This is a genomic window from Pseudoalteromonas sp. SCSIO 43088, assembly GCF_023650795.1.
In the GTDB taxonomy this organism is placed as follows: domain Bacteria; phylum Pseudomonadota; class Gammaproteobacteria; order Enterobacterales; family Alteromonadaceae; genus Pseudoalteromonas; species Pseudoalteromonas shioyasakiensis.
The window spans coordinates 1-17,110 of the sequence record NZ_CP072676.1 but is presented as its reverse complement, the minus strand read 5'-3'; the positions used below and the strand labels follow the sequence as shown (position 1 = coordinate 17,110).

At 40.7% G+C, this 17,110-nt stretch carries 15 protein-coding genes; 6 read left to right on the top strand and 9 right to left on the bottom strand.

Features of this window, described 5'->3' with window-relative positions; all coding sequences use genetic code 11:
- Nucleotides 1-85: 85 nt before the first annotated feature.
- Together hmgA and maiA are read left to right on the top strand one after the other, a co-directional pair.
- Nucleotides 86-1,390: a homogentisate 1,2-dioxygenase gene (gene hmgA / locus J8Z28_RS17930; RefSeq protein WP_250660659.1), complete on the top strand. Its 1,305-nt coding sequence runs from the start codon at nucleotides 86-88 to the stop codon at nucleotides 1,388-1,390.
- Nucleotides 1,390-2,019: a maleylacetoacetate isomerase gene (gene maiA, locus J8Z28_RS17925; protein ID WP_250660658.1), complete on the top strand. Its 630-nt coding sequence runs from the start codon at nucleotides 1,390-1,392 to the stop codon at nucleotides 2,017-2,019. The genes hmgA and maiA overlap by 1 nt, the downstream gene beginning before the upstream one ends.
- Nucleotides 2,020-2,072: 53 nt before the next feature.
- Here the strand turns inward: maiA and J8Z28_RS17920 are convergent, their stop codons facing one another.
- The gene (locus tag J8Z28_RS17920; RefSeq protein WP_054563059.1) at nucleotides 2,073-2,303 is read right to left on the bottom strand and encodes a TIGR02647 family protein; all 231 of its coding nucleotides are present in this window, start codon (nucleotides 2,301-2,303) and stop codon (nucleotides 2,073-2,075) included.
- Between the two features lie 77 nt (nucleotides 2,304-2,380).
- Here J8Z28_RS17920 and J8Z28_RS17915 point away from each other — a divergent pair, with 77 nt between their 5' ends.
- Both J8Z28_RS17915 and J8Z28_RS17910 read left to right on the top strand, forming a co-directional pair.
- Nucleotides 2,381-2,680, top strand: coding sequence for a DUF1496 domain-containing protein (locus J8Z28_RS17915; RefSeq protein ID WP_250660657.1), 300 nt, complete (start codon nucleotides 2,381-2,383; stop codon nucleotides 2,678-2,680).
- Nucleotides 2,681-2,736: 56 nt separating this feature from the next.
- Nucleotides 2,737-3,003: a VF530 family protein gene (locus J8Z28_RS17910; RefSeq protein WP_250660656.1), complete on the top strand. Its 267-nt coding sequence runs from the start codon at nucleotides 2,737-2,739 to the stop codon at nucleotides 3,001-3,003.
- A gap of 4 nt (nucleotides 3,004-3,007) precedes the next feature.
- Here the strand turns inward: J8Z28_RS17910 and J8Z28_RS17905 are convergent, their stop codons facing one another.
- Nucleotides 3,008-4,630, bottom strand: coding sequence for a diacylglycerol kinase family protein (locus J8Z28_RS17905; RefSeq protein ID WP_250660655.1), 1,623 nt, complete (start codon nucleotides 4,628-4,630; stop codon nucleotides 3,008-3,010).
- A gap of 303 nt (nucleotides 4,631-4,933) precedes the next feature.
- Between J8Z28_RS17905 and J8Z28_RS17900 the strand changes: the two genes are divergently transcribed.
- Together J8Z28_RS17900 and J8Z28_RS17895 are read left to right on the top strand one after the other, a co-directional pair.
- Nucleotides 4,934-5,623: an anti-sigma factor gene (locus J8Z28_RS17900; protein WP_058584305.1), complete on the top strand. Its 690-nt coding sequence runs from the start codon at nucleotides 4,934-4,936 to the stop codon at nucleotides 5,621-5,623.
- A gap of 179 nt (nucleotides 5,624-5,802) precedes the next feature.
- The gene (locus tag J8Z28_RS17895; RefSeq protein WP_250660654.1) at nucleotides 5,803-6,900 is read left to right on the top strand and encodes a HupE/UreJ family protein; all 1,098 of its coding nucleotides are present in this window, start codon (nucleotides 5,803-5,805) and stop codon (nucleotides 6,898-6,900) included.
- Between the two features lie 8 nt (nucleotides 6,901-6,908).
- Here J8Z28_RS17895 and J8Z28_RS17890 read toward each other — a convergent pair whose 3' ends face one another.
- The 7 genes from J8Z28_RS17890 to J8Z28_RS17860 all read right to left on the bottom strand — a co-directional run bounded on the left by J8Z28_RS17890 (nucleotide 6,909) and on the right by J8Z28_RS17860 (nucleotide 16,934).
- A complete protein-coding gene (locus J8Z28_RS17890) occupies nucleotides 6,909-7,526 on the bottom strand; it encodes a TetR/AcrR family transcriptional regulator (RefSeq protein ID WP_058584303.1) in 618 nt (205 codons plus the stop codon).
- A 128-nt stretch (nucleotides 7,527-7,654) separates the two neighbouring features.
- Complete coding sequence (locus tag J8Z28_RS17885) at nucleotides 7,655-9,058, bottom strand: efflux transporter outer membrane subunit (protein ID WP_250660653.1); 1,404 nt, start codon at nucleotides 9,056-9,058, stop codon at nucleotides 7,655-7,657.
- Nucleotides 9,058-12,189 (bottom strand): efflux RND transporter permease subunit, encoded by a 3,132-nt coding sequence (locus tag J8Z28_RS17880; protein ID WP_054563051.1) that lies wholly within the window; start codon nucleotides 12,187-12,189, stop codon nucleotides 9,058-9,060. The genes J8Z28_RS17885 and J8Z28_RS17880 overlap by 1 nt, the downstream gene beginning before the upstream one ends.
- 12 nt (nucleotides 12,190-12,201) lie before the next feature.
- Entirely contained in the window at nucleotides 12,202-13,365 is a 1,164-nt protein-coding gene (locus J8Z28_RS17875; protein WP_055198854.1) for an efflux RND transporter periplasmic adaptor subunit, read from the bottom strand.
- A 213-nt stretch (nucleotides 13,366-13,578) separates the two neighbouring features.
- Nucleotides 13,579-14,667, bottom strand: coding sequence for a 6-phosphofructokinase (locus tag J8Z28_RS17870; RefSeq protein ID WP_250660652.1), 1,089 nt, complete (start codon nucleotides 14,665-14,667; stop codon nucleotides 13,579-13,581).
- 71 nt (nucleotides 14,668-14,738) lie between these two features.
- Nucleotides 14,739-15,152 (bottom strand): hypothetical protein, encoded by a 414-nt coding sequence (locus tag J8Z28_RS17865; protein ID WP_250660651.1) that lies wholly within the window; start codon nucleotides 15,150-15,152, stop codon nucleotides 14,739-14,741.
- A gap of 87 nt (nucleotides 15,153-15,239) precedes the next feature.
- Nucleotides 15,240-16,934, bottom strand: a complete 1,695-nt coding sequence (locus J8Z28_RS17860; protein ID WP_250660650.1) for a cyanophycinase — start codon at nucleotides 16,932-16,934, stop codon at nucleotides 15,240-15,242.
- Nucleotides 16,935-17,110 lie beyond the last annotated feature (176 nt).

Below are 17,110 nucleotides of genomic sequence, written 5' to 3'. Positions count from 1 at the left end.
GAATATTTACACAAGTAAATTCAGTGTAGTTTGAATTTAGTCTCACATGAGAGTATCTTACCTAAAACCTTTCAGGAGTCTAGTGATGAATAACGAATTACAATATATGACAGGCTTTGGTAATGAATTTGAAACCGAAGCATTATCCGGTGCATTACCTATCGGTCAATTCAGCCCGCAAAAAGTTAAATACGATTTATATGCAGAGCAGTTCAGCACAACGGCATTTACAGCCCCCCGTGCTGATAACCGTCGTACTTGGTTTTACCGCATTCGCCCGTCAGTAATACAAGGTGATTACACGCCAATTGATAATGGCCTTATTCGTACCGCTCCTATTACAGAAGTGCCAACACCACCGACAATGTTACGTTGGGATCCAATTGAAATTCCAGCACAGCCAACTGATTTTATAGATGGTTTAGTCACTATGGCTGCCAACGGCAGTGCCAATGCACAAACAGGTATTGGTATTCATATTTATGTCGCTAATAAATCAATGCAACACCGTTACTTTTATAATGCTGATGGTGAAATGTTATTTGTGCCGCAACAAGGTGAGCTATTACTTAGAACCGAGTGCGGGCAACTAACCGTTCGTGCAGGAGAAATTGCCGTAATTCCTCGTGGCATTAAGTTCGCAGTTGATTTGCTCACCGATACAGCACGAGGCTACATCTGTGAAAACTATGGCCATGCCTATATTTTACCAGAGCGCGGCCCAGTGGGTGCCAATGGTTATGCTAATGACCGTGACTTCCACTACCCTGTAGCGGCTTTCGAAGATATTGAAGGTGATTTTGAACTCGTTGCTAAATTCAATGGCAATATGTTCCGTTGTGATATTGGCCACTCGCCATTAGATGTGGTTGCTTGGACGGGTAACAGTGCACCTTACAAGTATGACCTTGCTCGATTCAATGTTATGAATACAGTAAGTTACGATCACCCAGATCCATCAATCTTTACTGTATTAACATCACCATCGGGTACAGAAGGTGTCGCTAATATCGATTTTGCTATCTTCCCTCCACGTTGGATGGTGGCTGAGAACACATTCCGCCCACCTTATTACCACCGTAATATTATGAGTGAGTTTATGGGCTTAATCGAAGGTGTGTACGATGCCAAAGAACATGGCTTTGTACCAGGTGGTTCTAGTTTACATAACTGTATGTCGCCACATGGTCCAGAAGCAGATGTATTCGAAAAAGCATCAAATGCTGAGCTTGAACCACAACGCTACGAAAACACTTTGGCATTTATGTTCGAATCGCGTTACGTTATTTCACCAACTAAATATGCCCTTGAAGGTAAAGAGCGTCAGCCTAACTACACAGATTGTTGGCGCACTATTAAAAAACATTTCACAGGTAAACAGGACGTATAATGAAACTTTATAGCTATTTTCGTTCATCAGCTGCATACCGAGTTCGCATTGCGCTTAATTTAAAGAACATTGATCACGAGTTAGTGACGGTTAATTTATTAAAATCAGAGCAACAAAGCGACGAGTACCTAACTAAGAACCCACAAGGGTTATTGCCAGCACTTGAAACTGAGCAAGGATTGCTTGCGCAATCGCTGGCTATTTTAGAGTGGCTAGAAGAAACTCATCCAGAAACACCTTTGTTGACTGGTGATGCATGGCAAAAAGCTCAGATCCGTAATTTATGTTATGCCGTAGCGTGCGATATCCACCCTATCGATAATTTGCGTGTATTAAAGTACTTAGCTAACGATCTTGGTGTTGATGAAGAAGCAAAAACGACCTGGTATAAGCATTGGGTAGAAGTGGGCTTTGAGAGTATCGAAAAACTACTTGATGAAGCGAACACTTTTTGTGTGGGCAACAAACCAACGCTTGCTGATGTGTGCTTAGTGCCGCAAGTATTTAATGCCTTGCGCTTTAAAGTTGATATGACCAAGTACCCTAAAATTGCTGCGGTATATGAGCAATGTAATAAACTTGATGCCTTTATTGATGCTGCACCACAAAATCAGCCAGATGCAATTTAAGCTTTAAGATTTGTAGTTAAAAAGGCCCGAACACTTCGGGCCTTTTTTATATTTTATCTAAGTGCTGAGTTAATCACACTCACATGGTTAATTAAATCGAGGCCTAAGTCGGTTAAGTAGCCCCCATCAGGACTATCTGTAATACCTTTATCATAAAGACGTTTTGCTGCATCTTTAATTGAACTTTCGGCATCGGAATGAATTTTAATTCCCTGCATTTGAGAGTTGCGAGGAAATTTTGCAAGCAGGGTTAGTTCGTCGATCATATTTTTATCAAATTGCATGTGTTCACCTTTTTATTATTTATTCCTTGTCATAAGCTTAGTGTAGTTATACAGATCTGCCCAACGGGAGGCGTATTTTGTTAAAGAAAATTTTACTGTTAAGTACTTTGTTTACTTTAGGGTTTCTAAACCAAGCACTAGCAAAGGAAAAACCACTAATCGTGCTTGATGGTCAAGAGGCATTAAACAATCAAAAAGTGTGTTGGTATGAAAATAAACGCTATACCGAAGGCGCGTATATTGCCGTTGGCGATATTAGGTTAATTTGCACTGCTAAACAGCCTAATTTTTCAAACAGTGATTTGGCTTGGCTCAGACTAAATGCTAATGGCGAGATTATTTACCCTAAACAAGCGAAAACGATTCACGTCAATTAGCTTAAAACGCACAGATAGGGTACTATTGCGCGGTTGCAAATAACCTAAGATTTATCATGGACAATCAACCAAATAATCCGTTACATGGCGTTAAACTAGCCGACATCGTTACTAAACTTGAAGAAAAACTTGGTTGGCAAGGTATGGCAGCGCACGTAGACGTACGCTGCTTTCAAAATGACCCAAGTGTGAAGTCGAGCCTTAAATTTTTACGAAAGACCCCTTGGGCACGAGAAAAAGTAGAGCAGTTATATATTGATACCTTTATCAATAATGACCAAGCTGATGATGGCATATTCCAATGGAAAAGCATCAAAAAGTAACCACTTAATCTTCAGCAGCTACAATCACCGAAAGCGATTTCGGTGATATCTCCACCTCTAGTTTATCTGCGGTTTTCACCTCACCATCAATAACATAGCTCAATCCTTTTTCTGCGCTTACTGTTACTCGTTTAGCATTTGTGTGGTGACTGTTAATGGCAAAACTAGTTTGCGTAATGCTCGAGAACACTAATTCCGCAATGCTTAAGGTACTCGCTTTAGAATCGGCACTAGGTGTTAGCCAATTTACATCAAGTAAACCATCTTGATGATCTGGCTGCCCTGCAGATTGAGCAAGTAAGGTAGTAAATGGTGCGGCGTTGGCGATGATTAAACTGGTGGTATTGATTGTTTGCTCATCGTTATTATCAAGAGTAACAACGTAGTCTTGAGCTTCATGTTCACCTAATGCTTGCCAAAACCCTTGTAAATAAGCTAATTGCCCAGACTCATTTTTAGCATCACGATGGGCTTTTTCAATCATCTTTTGTTCAAAACCAATTCCTGCAAGTAATAACATACGCTCGCCATTACATACAGCGGTATCTATCCGACTCGCCTGCCCTTCAATTATCAGCTCACAAGCCTGCTCAATAGGAATAAGCTTCGATTGTATACCCATCAACACATGAGCGAGCGCATTGGCAGTACCTAAAGGAATGATACCCAGTTTACACTCTGTATTTACAAGTACACTTGCAACCTCTGTTACTGTGCCATCGCCACCACAGGCGATGACTACATCAGGGTTCAATTCAAGTGCTTCATTGGCCAACTCAGTACCATTTACCTGTTCTGACGTGGTGTAAACAGTTAAATCGTAATACTCAGACAAACGAGAGGTAATTTGCTTACGTTTAGCTTCCCACAGTTTTGTGCCAGAAACAGGATTAGCAATGAGCACAGCTTTATTTTTGATTAGTAAGTCACCTCTTCGATGGCGACGCACAAGATGACGCAGCTGGCGCTTGTTTAAATTTGCAGTTTCTCGTGTCTCTTTAATTTGTGCGAGTACTTGGTGGACATCGGCATCTTTGTTTTGGCTAAGTAAGTAAGCTGCCATCACAAATACTGAACGGCCACGCCCTAAAGCGCAATGAACTACGACACGTCTATCTGCTTTTACTTGATGGTCAATCCAATTAATCGCTTGGTGTAGTTGCGCGCGTGTTGGCACGCTATGATCAAGAACAGGGATATTTAAATAACGAATATTCTCTTGCGTAGAAGACCATTCAAGGCCATCAAACTCGCAAGTTACATCTAAAATAGCTGTAATACCCATTTCTTTCATGGTGTCTATATCTGAAGGAAATAAACGACAGGCTAAAAATAAATGCTCATTAATTTGTTGTAATGGTGGCACTTTGTCGTGTTTTCTCGACCAAGCATTGTAAAGTTGTGCACCCAATAAAAATGGAATAAAAGCCCAACGAATATAGATAGGAATAACGCCATTTTCACGTTTTCTGAAAATACGTGCGATATTAAAAAAGTATGCGCCACTCACCAATAGCAACGACAAAGCCGTCCAATAAAAAAACAGCGCAAAGTAAACAGTTTCTACCCGAATAGCCGCAATTATAAATACAATCGCTAAAGCTAAGTAACTAAATGCTGCCCACATAATCACTCCTTGTTATTCTAATTGCATAACACGTTGCAAGTTTCACTCCAGTAAAAGCCGTTAAATTACCCCTACTGGCTATTTAAAATCAGTAACTTAGCATTTATAAAAAAGCTTACTAATTTAGTTTAGGACATTTTTTCACTATTTTATGAATAACTTACAATAATTTACATAGAAACAATTGGATAGATTTGCCAACTACTCTTTCCCTGCTAGTCTAAGTTAAAAGCCATGCTAATAATCACAGGTTTTTAGTAGAGTTTTCGTTAAAAATTTAAATCAACCCGAGCCTAATTCGTTATGAAATACGATGACCAAACGCTACTTAATTTACTTGCAGCAGAATATGTTTTAGGCACTTTACATGGCCATGCCCGAGATAGATTTAGCCGCTTAATGCGCACTTCTCCTCGAGCCCGATACGCAACCTCACTATGGCAAAGACATATAAAAAACCTAGAAAACGCGATTGAATCTAACCCACCTGATCAGCAAGTTTGGGATAAAATAACAAAACGGATTGACCCACTTTTGTTACCAACACAGAAGAAAGCAAAAGACCCTAACTTTGGAATATTTAAGGCTTGGGCTGCTATTGCAACAGCGGTCTGTATTGTGTTGGTATTAATTACTTGGCAACCGCAAGAGTCGTTTAGTGATAAAATCACTCACTCGGTAACGTTTTATGACTCAGCAAATAATCCAGTTTGGAATTTAGAAATAAGCCATCACAGTATTTTACTTAAAGCGGCTAGTGGCATGAGTTTACAAACTGATTATGATTACCAGTTGTGGATCCGTTTAAAAGGCCACCCGAGCGCCATCCCTATTGCTTTATTGCCAAAAACAGATAGCAAAGAAATTGCCCGAAACGCATTATTTAAACCACAAAATATCACTTTACTTGCAATAAGCCGTGAGCCAATTGGCGGATCACAATCAGGTAGCCCAAGTGAAATTATTTATACAGCTGTACTCGATGCTAACTAATCTTTCAAAGCGTAGAAACAATTTATAAATACGAGCAAAGCCAGTATTTCTAAGATAAATGACCTAGTAGATAAACCTTTGTAATTGCTATACTGACAGCCTCTTTTTATATCCGCCTTAAAAAATAGGCGGTAAATCGAGTATTAGACTCGTCTCCTTGTATTATCTTAGGAATAAAAATGAAAAAGTCGTTGTTGTTTACGCTATTTCTATTAATTTTTAGCTCTATCTGTCACGCCCACCAGCAAAGCACCGCTTATCTAAATTTAGAACAACAAACGAGCAATAAGCTATCACTAGTAGGCTCTTGGCAAGCCTCGGTGAATGATCTCGATAAAGCGCTCAGCTTCGATAAAAATCAGGATAATGTAATTACATGGTATGAAATTACATCACATCAGCAAGCAGTATTAGACTATCTAAATAGCCATTTTAATGTGTTACAACAAAGTCAAAACTGTCAGGTCACGTTTGATGGTGCACTTAGTATAGATAACCACTTTAATCAGTCGTATATCCATGTGCCACTACAAGTTGATTGTCCATCTGATAGTTCTATAACGGTTAATTACACTACCCTATTTGATATAGATGAGCATCATCAAGCAATTGCTGCCATTGCTAAATCAAGCCGCGTATTTGAACAAAATACGCCAAAACAAGTTATAAACTTTAATGAGCAAAGCTTCACCACAACGTTTATTGAATATGTACATCAAGGCATATTACATATTTGGATGGGCACCGATCATATCTTGTTTTTAATCGCGCTATTACTGGGCTGTGTGTTAGTTCGTAAGCAAGGCGAGTGGCAACGTGTCGAGTCTAAAAAACAAATTCTAATTGATACAGCTTGGATCATCACCGCTTTTACACTTGCTCACTCAATTACCCTCACAGCGACTGCTATGAATATCATATCGCCAAACACCCGATGGGTAGAATTAGGTATCGCGCTTTCTGTATTATTTGCTGCAATAAATAATATTTGGCCAATGATAGTGCGTTTAGGCTGGATCACATTCTGTTTTGGTCTATTACACGGTATGGGGTTTGCGAGTGTTTTAGGTGAGCTTGGTTTATCAAATGAATACCAACTAATGAGTATTTTAGCCTTTAATTTAGGGGTTGAGATTGGTCAACTGGTTATTTTAGCAATCTGTTTACCACTGCTAATGCTACTTAGAAATAACACTTGGTACAAAAAAGCTATTATGCCAGCAGGCTCAGTGCTAATTGCCATTATGGCAATCCAATGGTCTATAGAGCGCTTTTAATAAGCGCTTTATTCAAAGGGTAACAACAAGGTTTTCATTGTTGGACGTAGCGCTTTAAGTAACTCATGAATATCTAAATCTGGGTTGAGCATTTTACGCAGTAACAAGCCGCCCATCACAGAAAACATGACTTCAATACGGGCGTTGACTTCTTCAAGTGCTGTGCCTTGTAATGGCCCTCTTTCACCCACTAATAATTCACGCATAGAGTCACGAGCGTGGCTATCTGACTCACGTAATAAGTTAGCCACTTTTTCATTACGAGCAGCTTCGGCGAGCATTTCTAAATCAAGCGCACCTTGATTCAAATCGGTATGGCGCTCAACGCCTCTGCCTAGACCATCAAGTAATACAGTGACACGATCGCCGGGTTTATCAGCAAACTCTTTAAAGATTGAGAACATTTCTTCCATATCACGCTCAACAATCGATTCTATAATTGCTTCTTTACTGGCGAAGTAATTGTAGATATGACCAGCACTCATACCCGCGGTTTTAGAAATTTCGGCCATTCCCGCGCCATGATAACCCTTACGTCGAAAACAATCCGCTGCGGCACAAAGCACTTGATTACGTCTTGCCTCAGCAAGCGCAGGATCATTGTGTCTTTTCGTTTTTTGCGTCATGGTTTCTCCAAGCTTTACTGACTAGGGTTAACTTTAATTTAAACAAGGTTTACAGGATCTTAATCTTTGAGGAGAGTCAAAACAACTAAGAACCTGCAAAACCTTAAATAAATTATGCTTTTGCTGATTTATTGCACAGTTTTTTGTGCGTTCCAGCCGCCACCTAGTGCTTTATACAAATTAATTTGGCTCGCTAGATACGCTTGCTTACCCAAAATTAACTGTTGTCCTGCACTGTACCAATTTCGTTGTGCGTCCAATACTTGCAAGTAGCTGTCTGCGCCCTTTTGAAAACGTGCATCCGATAAAGTAAAAGATAGCTCATTACTTTGATACAAGTCATTAAGGGCATCTAGCTGATGCATATAACCTTCACGGTCAGCAAGGGCATCTGAGACTTCTTTAAATGCCTGTTGAATGGTTTGCTCGTAACTGGTTATTGCCATTTCTTGTTGTGCTTTTGCAACATCAAGATTGGCTTGATTACGACCCATATTAAAAATAGGCAAGTTTACCGAAGGCACAAAGCTCCAAGTACCTGAGCCTGAGTCAAAAAGATTACTCAAGTCAGCTGAAGCTGTCCCCGCATTCGCGGTTAAACTGATGCTTGGATAGAATGCTGCTTTTGCCACACCAATGTTTGCATTGGCAGCCAATAAATCATGCTCTGCAGCTTTGATATCAGGTCGCTGAGTCAATAGCTCAGACGGTAACCCTACTGGCACATCAGGCAAACTAAGTACATCATCTATACTTTCACTTGGTAATAAATCTGCAGTGACGGTTTTACCTACTAGAAAATCGAGGGCATTTTTATCTCGCTTTAGTAAACGCTGATAGTTTGCAATATCGACTTTAGCGGTTGCTACTGTGCTTTCAAGTTGCGATAGCGTTAACTGAGAAGCAGCACCTAGAGCAAATGTCTTACGAGTTAGCTCTAAAGACTCCTGCTGAGACTTCAAAGTCTCGTTTGCAAGTGCCAAAAGCTCTTTATCCGTCGCATAGTTAAGCCATGCATTCACTAATTCGGAGATCAAACTAATGCGTACACTGGTTAAACTGTATTCAGCCGAATATAGGTTTTGTAATGCTTGCTCTGATTGGTTGCGTACTTTGCCCCAAAGATCAATTTCGTAAGCGGTTAAGCCTACAGTTGCTGTATAGTTTTCAGAGATAGTTGCTTGACCAGTACCAGATAAATCTGCCGGAAGACGCTGACGCGTACCCGATGCATTCAAATCAATGCTTGGGTAAAGCGCTGAATCTTCAATCTGATACATTGCTCTAACCTGCTGCACATTCAGTGCAGCAGTTTTAATATCTTTGTTGTTTTCAAGTGTGAGCGCAATCAACTGTTGAAGTTGCGCATTACTGAAAAATGACTGCCAATTGAGCGCATTTATATCACCCGCTGTACCTTGGATATCATAGTTTTGAGCAACGGGTAATTCACGTTGCTCCATATCTGGCGCCATATTACATGCAGATAACATCAGTGCAGCAACAGACACTGAGATAAGTTTAGCTTTCATTATGCCTGCTCCTCATTAGTTGATTTTGTTTTGCCTGGGAATACTCGGCGCACCAGTACAAAGAACAGCGGCACAAAAATTACCACAATTGTCGATGACGCAAGAGTACCGCCAATAACAGCAATACCTAGTGCGTTTTGTGCACCTGAGCCTGCACTTGATGCAATTGCCAATGGTAGTACACCACACACAAATGCCATTGATGTCATAAAGATTGGACGTAAACGTAGACGAATAGCTGCTACCGCGGCATCGACAAGTTTCATACCTTCATCCATTTTATGAATAGCAAACTCTACAATTAAGATGGCATTTTTTGATGCCAGACCTATGGTGGTTAAGAGACCCACTTGGAGATAAATATCGTTTGATAAATTAAATACAAATGACGCAATCGACGCACCAAATACACCAAGCGGTACAATAAGCATAACTGCTGCAGGAACTGACCAGCTCTCATATAACGCCGCTAAACATAGGAATACAACCAACAATGAAAGTGCATAAAGTAATGGCGCTTGACCACCACTTAAACGTTCTTCATATGAAATACCTGTCCATTCGAACGATACACCCGGTGGTAACTTCTTAACCATTTTCTCAACTTCAGCCATCGCTTGACCTGTACTGTAGCCGGGTGCAGCCGCACCTTGGATTTCCATCGCTGAAAAGCCGTTATAACGCTCAAGACGCGGTGAGCCATATGTCCAATAAGAGTGAGCAAAGGCTGTAAATGGCACCATGTCACCATTGGCGTTACGTACATACCACTCATCTAAGTCTTCTGGCACCATGCGTGATTCAGGCGTACCTTGTAAGTACACTTTTTTCACACGACCACGGTCAATAAAGTCATTTACATAGCTACTACCCCAAGCCGTTGATAACGTATTATTGATATCTGCTTGAGTAAGACCTAATGCTTCGGCTTTCGCTAAATCAATGTCAAGCTCTAGCTCAGGTTTATCTTCTTGACCATTCGGGCGCACACCTGATAACACCGGGTTTTGTGCAGCCATACCTAAAAACATGTTACGTGCTTCAAGTAGTTTTTCGTGACCTAGACCAACCCTATCTTGTAAGAACAAGGTGAAACCGTTTGCAGTACCAAGCTCAACAACCGCAGGAGGTGGGAAAGCAAATACGAACGCTTCTTTAATCGTTGAGAAGTATCCCATGGCTTTACCCGCAACCGCACCGACGGTTAGATCAGGACGCTGACGTTCATCCCAGTGTTTTAAACCCACAAAGCCGATTGCCGCGTTTTGACCAGAACCTGCAAAGCTGAAACCTGTTACCGTAAAGATAGACTTAACCGCTTCTGATTGCTCTTCTAAGAAGTGATGTTCCATCTTTTCAACAACTTTTAAAGTTTGCTCTGTTGTTGCACCGGCAGGTAAGCTTACTTGGTTAAACAAAATACCTTGGTCTTCATCTGGTAAGAATGCCGATGGTAATTGTGAGAAAATAAACACCATGCCACCCACGATTAAACCGTAAATAAGTAAATAGCGTTTACTGTGCTTGATCATGCGAGACACAAAACCTTGTGTACCCGAGTTCGTTCTGTCAAAACCACGGTTAAAGCCAAGGAAGAAACGACCAAATAAAGATTTATCGTTATGTACATGACTTGGTTTAAGCATTGTCGCACACAAAGCAGGTGTTAAAATCAATGCAACAAGTACTGATAAACTCATCGCAGTTACCAAGGTAATTGAGAACTGACGATAAATAACCCCTGTTGAGCCAGGGAAGAACGCCATAGGCACGAATACTGCCGACAGCACCATCGCAATACCAACAAGGGCACCTTTGATTTCATCCATTGATTTACGTGTTGCCTCAAGAGGAGATAAGTTCTCTTCGGTCATTACACGTTCAACGTTTTCAACCACGACGATTGCATCATCTACAAGTAGACCAATGGCAAGTACCATCGCAAACATGGTTAAGGTATTAATTGAGAAGCCAAACACTTGCAAGATAGCAAACGTACCTAGCAATACAACAGGTACTGCAATAGTCGGAATAAGTGTTGCTCTGAAGTTCTGTAAGAATAAGTACATGACCAAGAACACCAGCACAACAGCTTCGATTAGAGTGCTGACAACTTTTTCAATCGAAAGTGAGACGAATGGCGTCGTATCGTAAGGAACAACCGTTGTTAAACCTTCAGGGAAGAAAGGCTCAAGTTCAGCAAGGGCCGCTTTTACGCCATCAGCTGTATCAAGTGCATTAGCACCACTGGCAAGCTTAACACCTAAACCTGATGCCGGTTTGCCGTTAAAACGCGCAACAACACCGTAGTTTTCACCACCTAATTCAACATCAGCAACATCACTTAAACGAACAACTGAACCATCAGCATTGGTTTTTACAAAAATATTTCTAAATTGCTCAGGTGTTTGTAAGCGGCTTTGTGCAGTTACCGTTGCATTTAATTGTTGGCCACTTACTGCTGGCAACGCACCTAATTGACCTGCTGAAACTTGTGCATTTTGAGCACTGATTGCAGCACTAATATCAGCAGGAGTTAATGAGTACTTCAGTAATTTAGCTGGGTCTAACCAAATACGCATTGCATATTGAGAGCCAAACAGCTGCACTTCACCGACACCGTTTACACGCGAGATAATATCAAGCACGTTTGATGAAACATAATCACCGATATCGATGTTGTTCATACTGCCGTCTTCAGATACAAAGCCTACAACCATTAAGAAGTTACGAGCGGATTTTGCAACCGAGACACCTTGACGTTGTACTTCTTCTGGTAATAACGGTGTTGCAAGCGACAATTTGTTTTGTACTTGAACCTGTGCGATATCAGGGTCTGTATCTGCACTAAAGGTTAAGGTTAACGTCGCTGAGCCGTTAGACTCAGAGGTTGAAGACATGTAGAGCAAGCCATCTAGCCCTTTCATTTTTTGTTCAATAACCTGTGTAACCGTATCTTCTAGAGTACGGGCCGACGCACCAGGGTATGTGGCTTGAATACTAATTGCAGGTGGTGCAATTGATGGATACTGCGCAACCGGCAAACTTCTAATTGCTAAGATACCTGCCAGCATCACAACGATAGCAAGCACCCACGCAAATATGGGCCGATCAATAAAAAATCGTGACATTAAGTTTCTCCGTTACTGGCTGTTAGCTGCTGATTCTGCAGGCATTGCATTGACTGGTGCACCTGGGCGGATTTTCTGTAAACCTTCAACAATTAACTTATCGCCACTGTTTAGGCCATCTGTCACTAACCAGTTTGAACCAACAGTACGATCAGTTTTAAGCACACGTGCTTCTACGGTATTGTCTTTGCTTACAACCATGGCAGTAGGCTCACCTTTTGTGTTTCTGCTAACGCCACGTTGTGGTGCTAAAATCGCATCACTTTTCACACCTTCAACAATCACTGCACGAACATACATACCAGGCAGCAGTAATTTTTCAGGGTTAGGAAATTCAGCACGTAAGGTTACTGAGCCTGTGCTTGGATCAACAGTCACTTCAGAGAATTGCAATGTACCTTTATGTTGATAAGTACTGCCGTCTTCCATCTTTAATTCAACTTTTGAATGTAAAGCGGCATCTTTATCAAGATCACCCGCAGCAATGGCTTTTTTCAAACGTGTTAGTTCACTGCTTGACTGGGTTAAATCAACATAGATTGGGTCTAATTGAGTAATGGTTGCTAATGCAGTTGCTTGATTTGCACTCACAAGGGCACCGGCAGTGACATCTGATTTACCAATTTGGCCACTAATTGGCGCTAACACTTTGCTGTAGTTTAAATTGATTTCAGCGGTTTTAAGCTGCGCTTGAGCTGTCAGTAAGTCAGCTTTTGCACCTTTGTATGCTGCATCAGCTTCGTCGTAATCTTGTTGGCTTACTGCTTTGATGCTCAATAGCTCTTTATAGCGTTCTGCTTTTGCTTTGGCATTTGCAATACTTGCTTGAGCTTTAGTAATAGCGGCTTTACTAGTTGCTACTTCAGCTTCAAATGTAGATGGGTCAATCTGATATAAAGCTTGGCCTTTTTCAACCTCAGCACCTTCAACAAACATACGAGACTGAATAATACCGTTAACCTGCGGACGAATTTGCGCAATACGTGAAGCAGCCACTCGACCCGGTAATTCTTTAGTTAGTGTAAGTGGTTTGCTTTGCATCTCAATAACGCCTACAGGAACAGCTTGAGCTGCCTGCGTTTGCCCTTGAGCCGATTCTGATTGGCCGCAGCCTGATAATAAAACAGCACCAGCCAAAGCTGACACTGCAAAAAATGGAATGCGAGAGCGCTGCATGTGTAGTTCCTTAGTTTAGAGTGAACGATCATTCTAAACTAAAAAAGGCACAGATCAACCATCTTTAAAGAACTTTACATTAAATAAAATGCTTGCTTTAACGCATGAATTTTGTGCAATAAATAAATTGCTAATTGAATTATTACGAACGTAACTGAGAAAGTTGTTTTAAAACTATTAGTTATGCGAATTGAAGTTATATCAATTCGCAGATTATTCGCCTAAACACATGCCCATTGCGCGGGCACTTGCAATTAAAGAATGTTCTAGAGGGATGACGCGATATTCAGAAGTAGCTTCTTTTAAACTGATTGGTTTAATTTCACCGTCTTTACTGACAGGAATAAAACCAAACTGGCCTTTCTTAACAAGCTCGAATGCTTGCACCCCAAACTCTGCCGCAAGCACCCTATCAAACGCATTAGGTGTGCCTCCACGTTGAATATGCCCTAATACGGTTACTCTTACATCAAGCTCTAGCGCCACACGTATTTGTGAAGCAAGCTGCTCAGCAATGCCACCAAGCACTGGGTTTTCGTAACCAAGTTCATTTGATTGTTTACTAACAACACCACCAGCAACAGGTTTTGCTCCTTCTGAAATGACAATGTTGGCAAATCCATGGCCTTTATCAAATCGTGATGTTAGTTTGGCTTTAATAGCTTCAATATCGTAAGGAATCTCTGGAATAAGTGCGACTTCTGCGCCAGCTGCAATAGCAGAGTGCAAACAAATCCAACCGGCATCGCGCCCCATTACTTCAGTCACAATCACTCGGTTATGACTTTGCGCTGTTGGTATTAAACGATCAATGGCTTCGGTGGCTGTATCGACAGCAGTCTGAAAACCAATTGTGTAATCAGTGCCATATAAGTCATTATCAATAGTTTTTGGCACGCCTACGATATTTAAGCCATGTTCAAATAAGTGCTGAGATACCCTATGTGAACCATCACCACCAATATTTATAACGGCATCAAAACCAAGTTGCTTAATAATACTGATTAACTCATCAGAGCGGTCTATAAACACTTGTTCACCCGCTATTTCAGCAGGAAATGCGGTAGGATTCCCTTTATTAACAGTTTCGAGAATTGTTCCACCACGAACATGAATACCCGCCACTACTTCACTGGTTAAGTGTATAATATCATTTGGCTTTTCAAGCACACCACAATATGCTCTTCGGCTACCATACACCTGCCAATTGCCATCATGTTCGGCTGCTTTAACCACCGCTCTGATCACCCCATTGAGCCCAGGGCAATCACCCCCACTTGTTAATAGCAGTAATTTTTTCATTGTGTTACCAACTTCGTTCACTGATTAATTACAGATTAGCTTATATGTTGAAGTTTCGCGTATGACTTACATCAACTAAAACTTGGTTTTTTATGCGTAGAAAAAAGCGCAACAAATAGCACTAGTAATACATACTTAGGCAAACTAGTCAGTAAAGTGTTGTTATCAATATTTGCAGAAAAGGTGTTAACAGCAAAATATAAATGGAGCGCTAAAAATGGTGTCAGCAATATAAAGTATGAATACGCTTTATCTTTAAGGTACAGGGACTTACTAATGAGTAAAAATACTAAGAGTAACGCTAATAAAGGAAGACCTAAAGTAACGATATCAACCATTGATAAAGCAAAGTTAGGTGACAAGTCATAAAGGGTTGAAAGTACTTCGGTTGGAATCGCAATAGCCGAGCCATAACCTATGACTGGTATAGATAAATAGGCAAATAAACAGCCAAAAATAAATAAAAGTAGTACGTTATATTTCATAACCCCATTCCATGGTTTGTTCATTATTAGTCTTACGCTAACTAATAATGAACAAATAATCCACTACTTTTTCAGTACCTTACATCGTTAAAATGTCTTAACTTTAAAAGCTAAGTTTTCTACCGCACAGCCTGTACTACTGGTGTTTACACGGTAATAATGAGTATTGTCAGTGGCATTTAAGTCCAATAAAAACTCATCGTGCTGAGCGACTGCTTGTTGTTCTTGAGTTAAACACATAGCTTGTACAAGCGAACGTAATTTAGCATCTGAAAAAATAGTGCCAAAACGCTGCATTGGCAGTGGCGGAATTTTAATACTAGGGAGTGCATTATCAACAGTTCGTTTAGCTAGAGTAAAACCATCCTTTGTTACATCAATAACTGCACCAGCAGGCCAATAACTGATTGCTCCGTTGTTTTTAGCGTCAGATTTAACATGCACGACACCGCTTTTACCAATCACCGTCATTAGTGCGGTTTCACCAGCTCGAATTGATACAAGGGCGGTGGTCTCATCAATGCCAAAGCCATGCTGTTGCCCGGTATCTGCTAGTAATCTTGCCAAACGCATTGTTCTGTTGCGCTCGCTAAAGTGTGTATCAAGAACACCATAAGTAAAGCTGCCAAGTCCACCTTGTTTTTCATAGGTAAGACTATCAGCCGAAATCTTATCACCGCATTCATTTTCACAGCGCTCACTCGGCGCAGACACCGCAAACGAGCCTTCTCGCATTGCCGCTAAACTTGTACCATTTGAAATCATCGGCACTGTGCCGTAGGCATTTTTACCACCACTTTGCACCGCTGTACCTGCGCTTGTGCCAACAAGTAATGGTCTTTGTAAAATTGCGTGAGTCCAAGGATATTGCTTACCGTTATCATCAAACAGTACTTTTCTGGTTAAACTCTGATCGCCACCGTTAAACATGATCCCCGTCGCGTTTTCAATCAGTTTAACTAAATGATCGACCCCTTTATCACAAAGCGCTTTTTCGGCCTTAATTCGATCAGGGTAAATTGTCTCACGATTAAAAACGCCGATAGAGTCAGTGCGTAAAGAATCCAAACTCTCACATTGCTTACTGGTAATCGCTTTTGCTAAGGCGGGGGTTAGAGGTAACCAGCTTGATTCTACACCAGTAGAGTCTAATAGCCCTTCATAAAAGTCAGCTGATTCATATGGGTCTCTGCTTGAAGCCGTTACCGCTAAAATTGTTGGTGATTCGGTGGTTGTTTTTAATGAAGCAGCAACAAAGTCTAAAATATCATTGGCTGCACGTTCGTTATTATCACTTGTACTAACCTGCTCTTTTTGGCGGGTAGAATCTGTATTTAATACAGCGACTTCAAGTGAGTCTATGACAAAGTTGTATTCTGAATCAGTGAGTTCGTTTAGTAACTTGTTATCTAAATCACGCCATGCCCATAAAATATCACTTTTGGTGATCACGCCTGACTTTTCACGTGCAATCTGTGCTAATACCTTAAGCGTTTGCTGACGATTTTTTTTATTCTTGGTTGGCCAATTTGTCTTTATTGCAGATAAAGCATCATTATTTAATCGATATTGATTAGTTTGTTTGCCACTAATCTGTTTATTAGAAAGACAGTTTTTAGGGCTCATACTTGAGCAGGTGGTCAAAGATCCGCCGACTAAGACCAACGTTTGCTGTTGATCATTTGCATAGACTTTGCTGCCAAATGATGCGAAAAATAAACCAAATACCAAAGAAAAAGCTGAAGTTTGATATTTAGTCTTTTGCTCCTTAAGGATGTTCATATTGTTACACTCTTGTAAAAAAATATTAGAAAATTGCTTGCGCAGCTTTTTGTTGCTTGCTATAAAAAAAAGGAACATTTAAAAACGCGAGTAAGCTAGCACTGTATAGCTAGCTTTGTCAAAAGACCTTACGGATTGGAATTATGTTGAAAAACGCATTATCGCTTTGCACATAT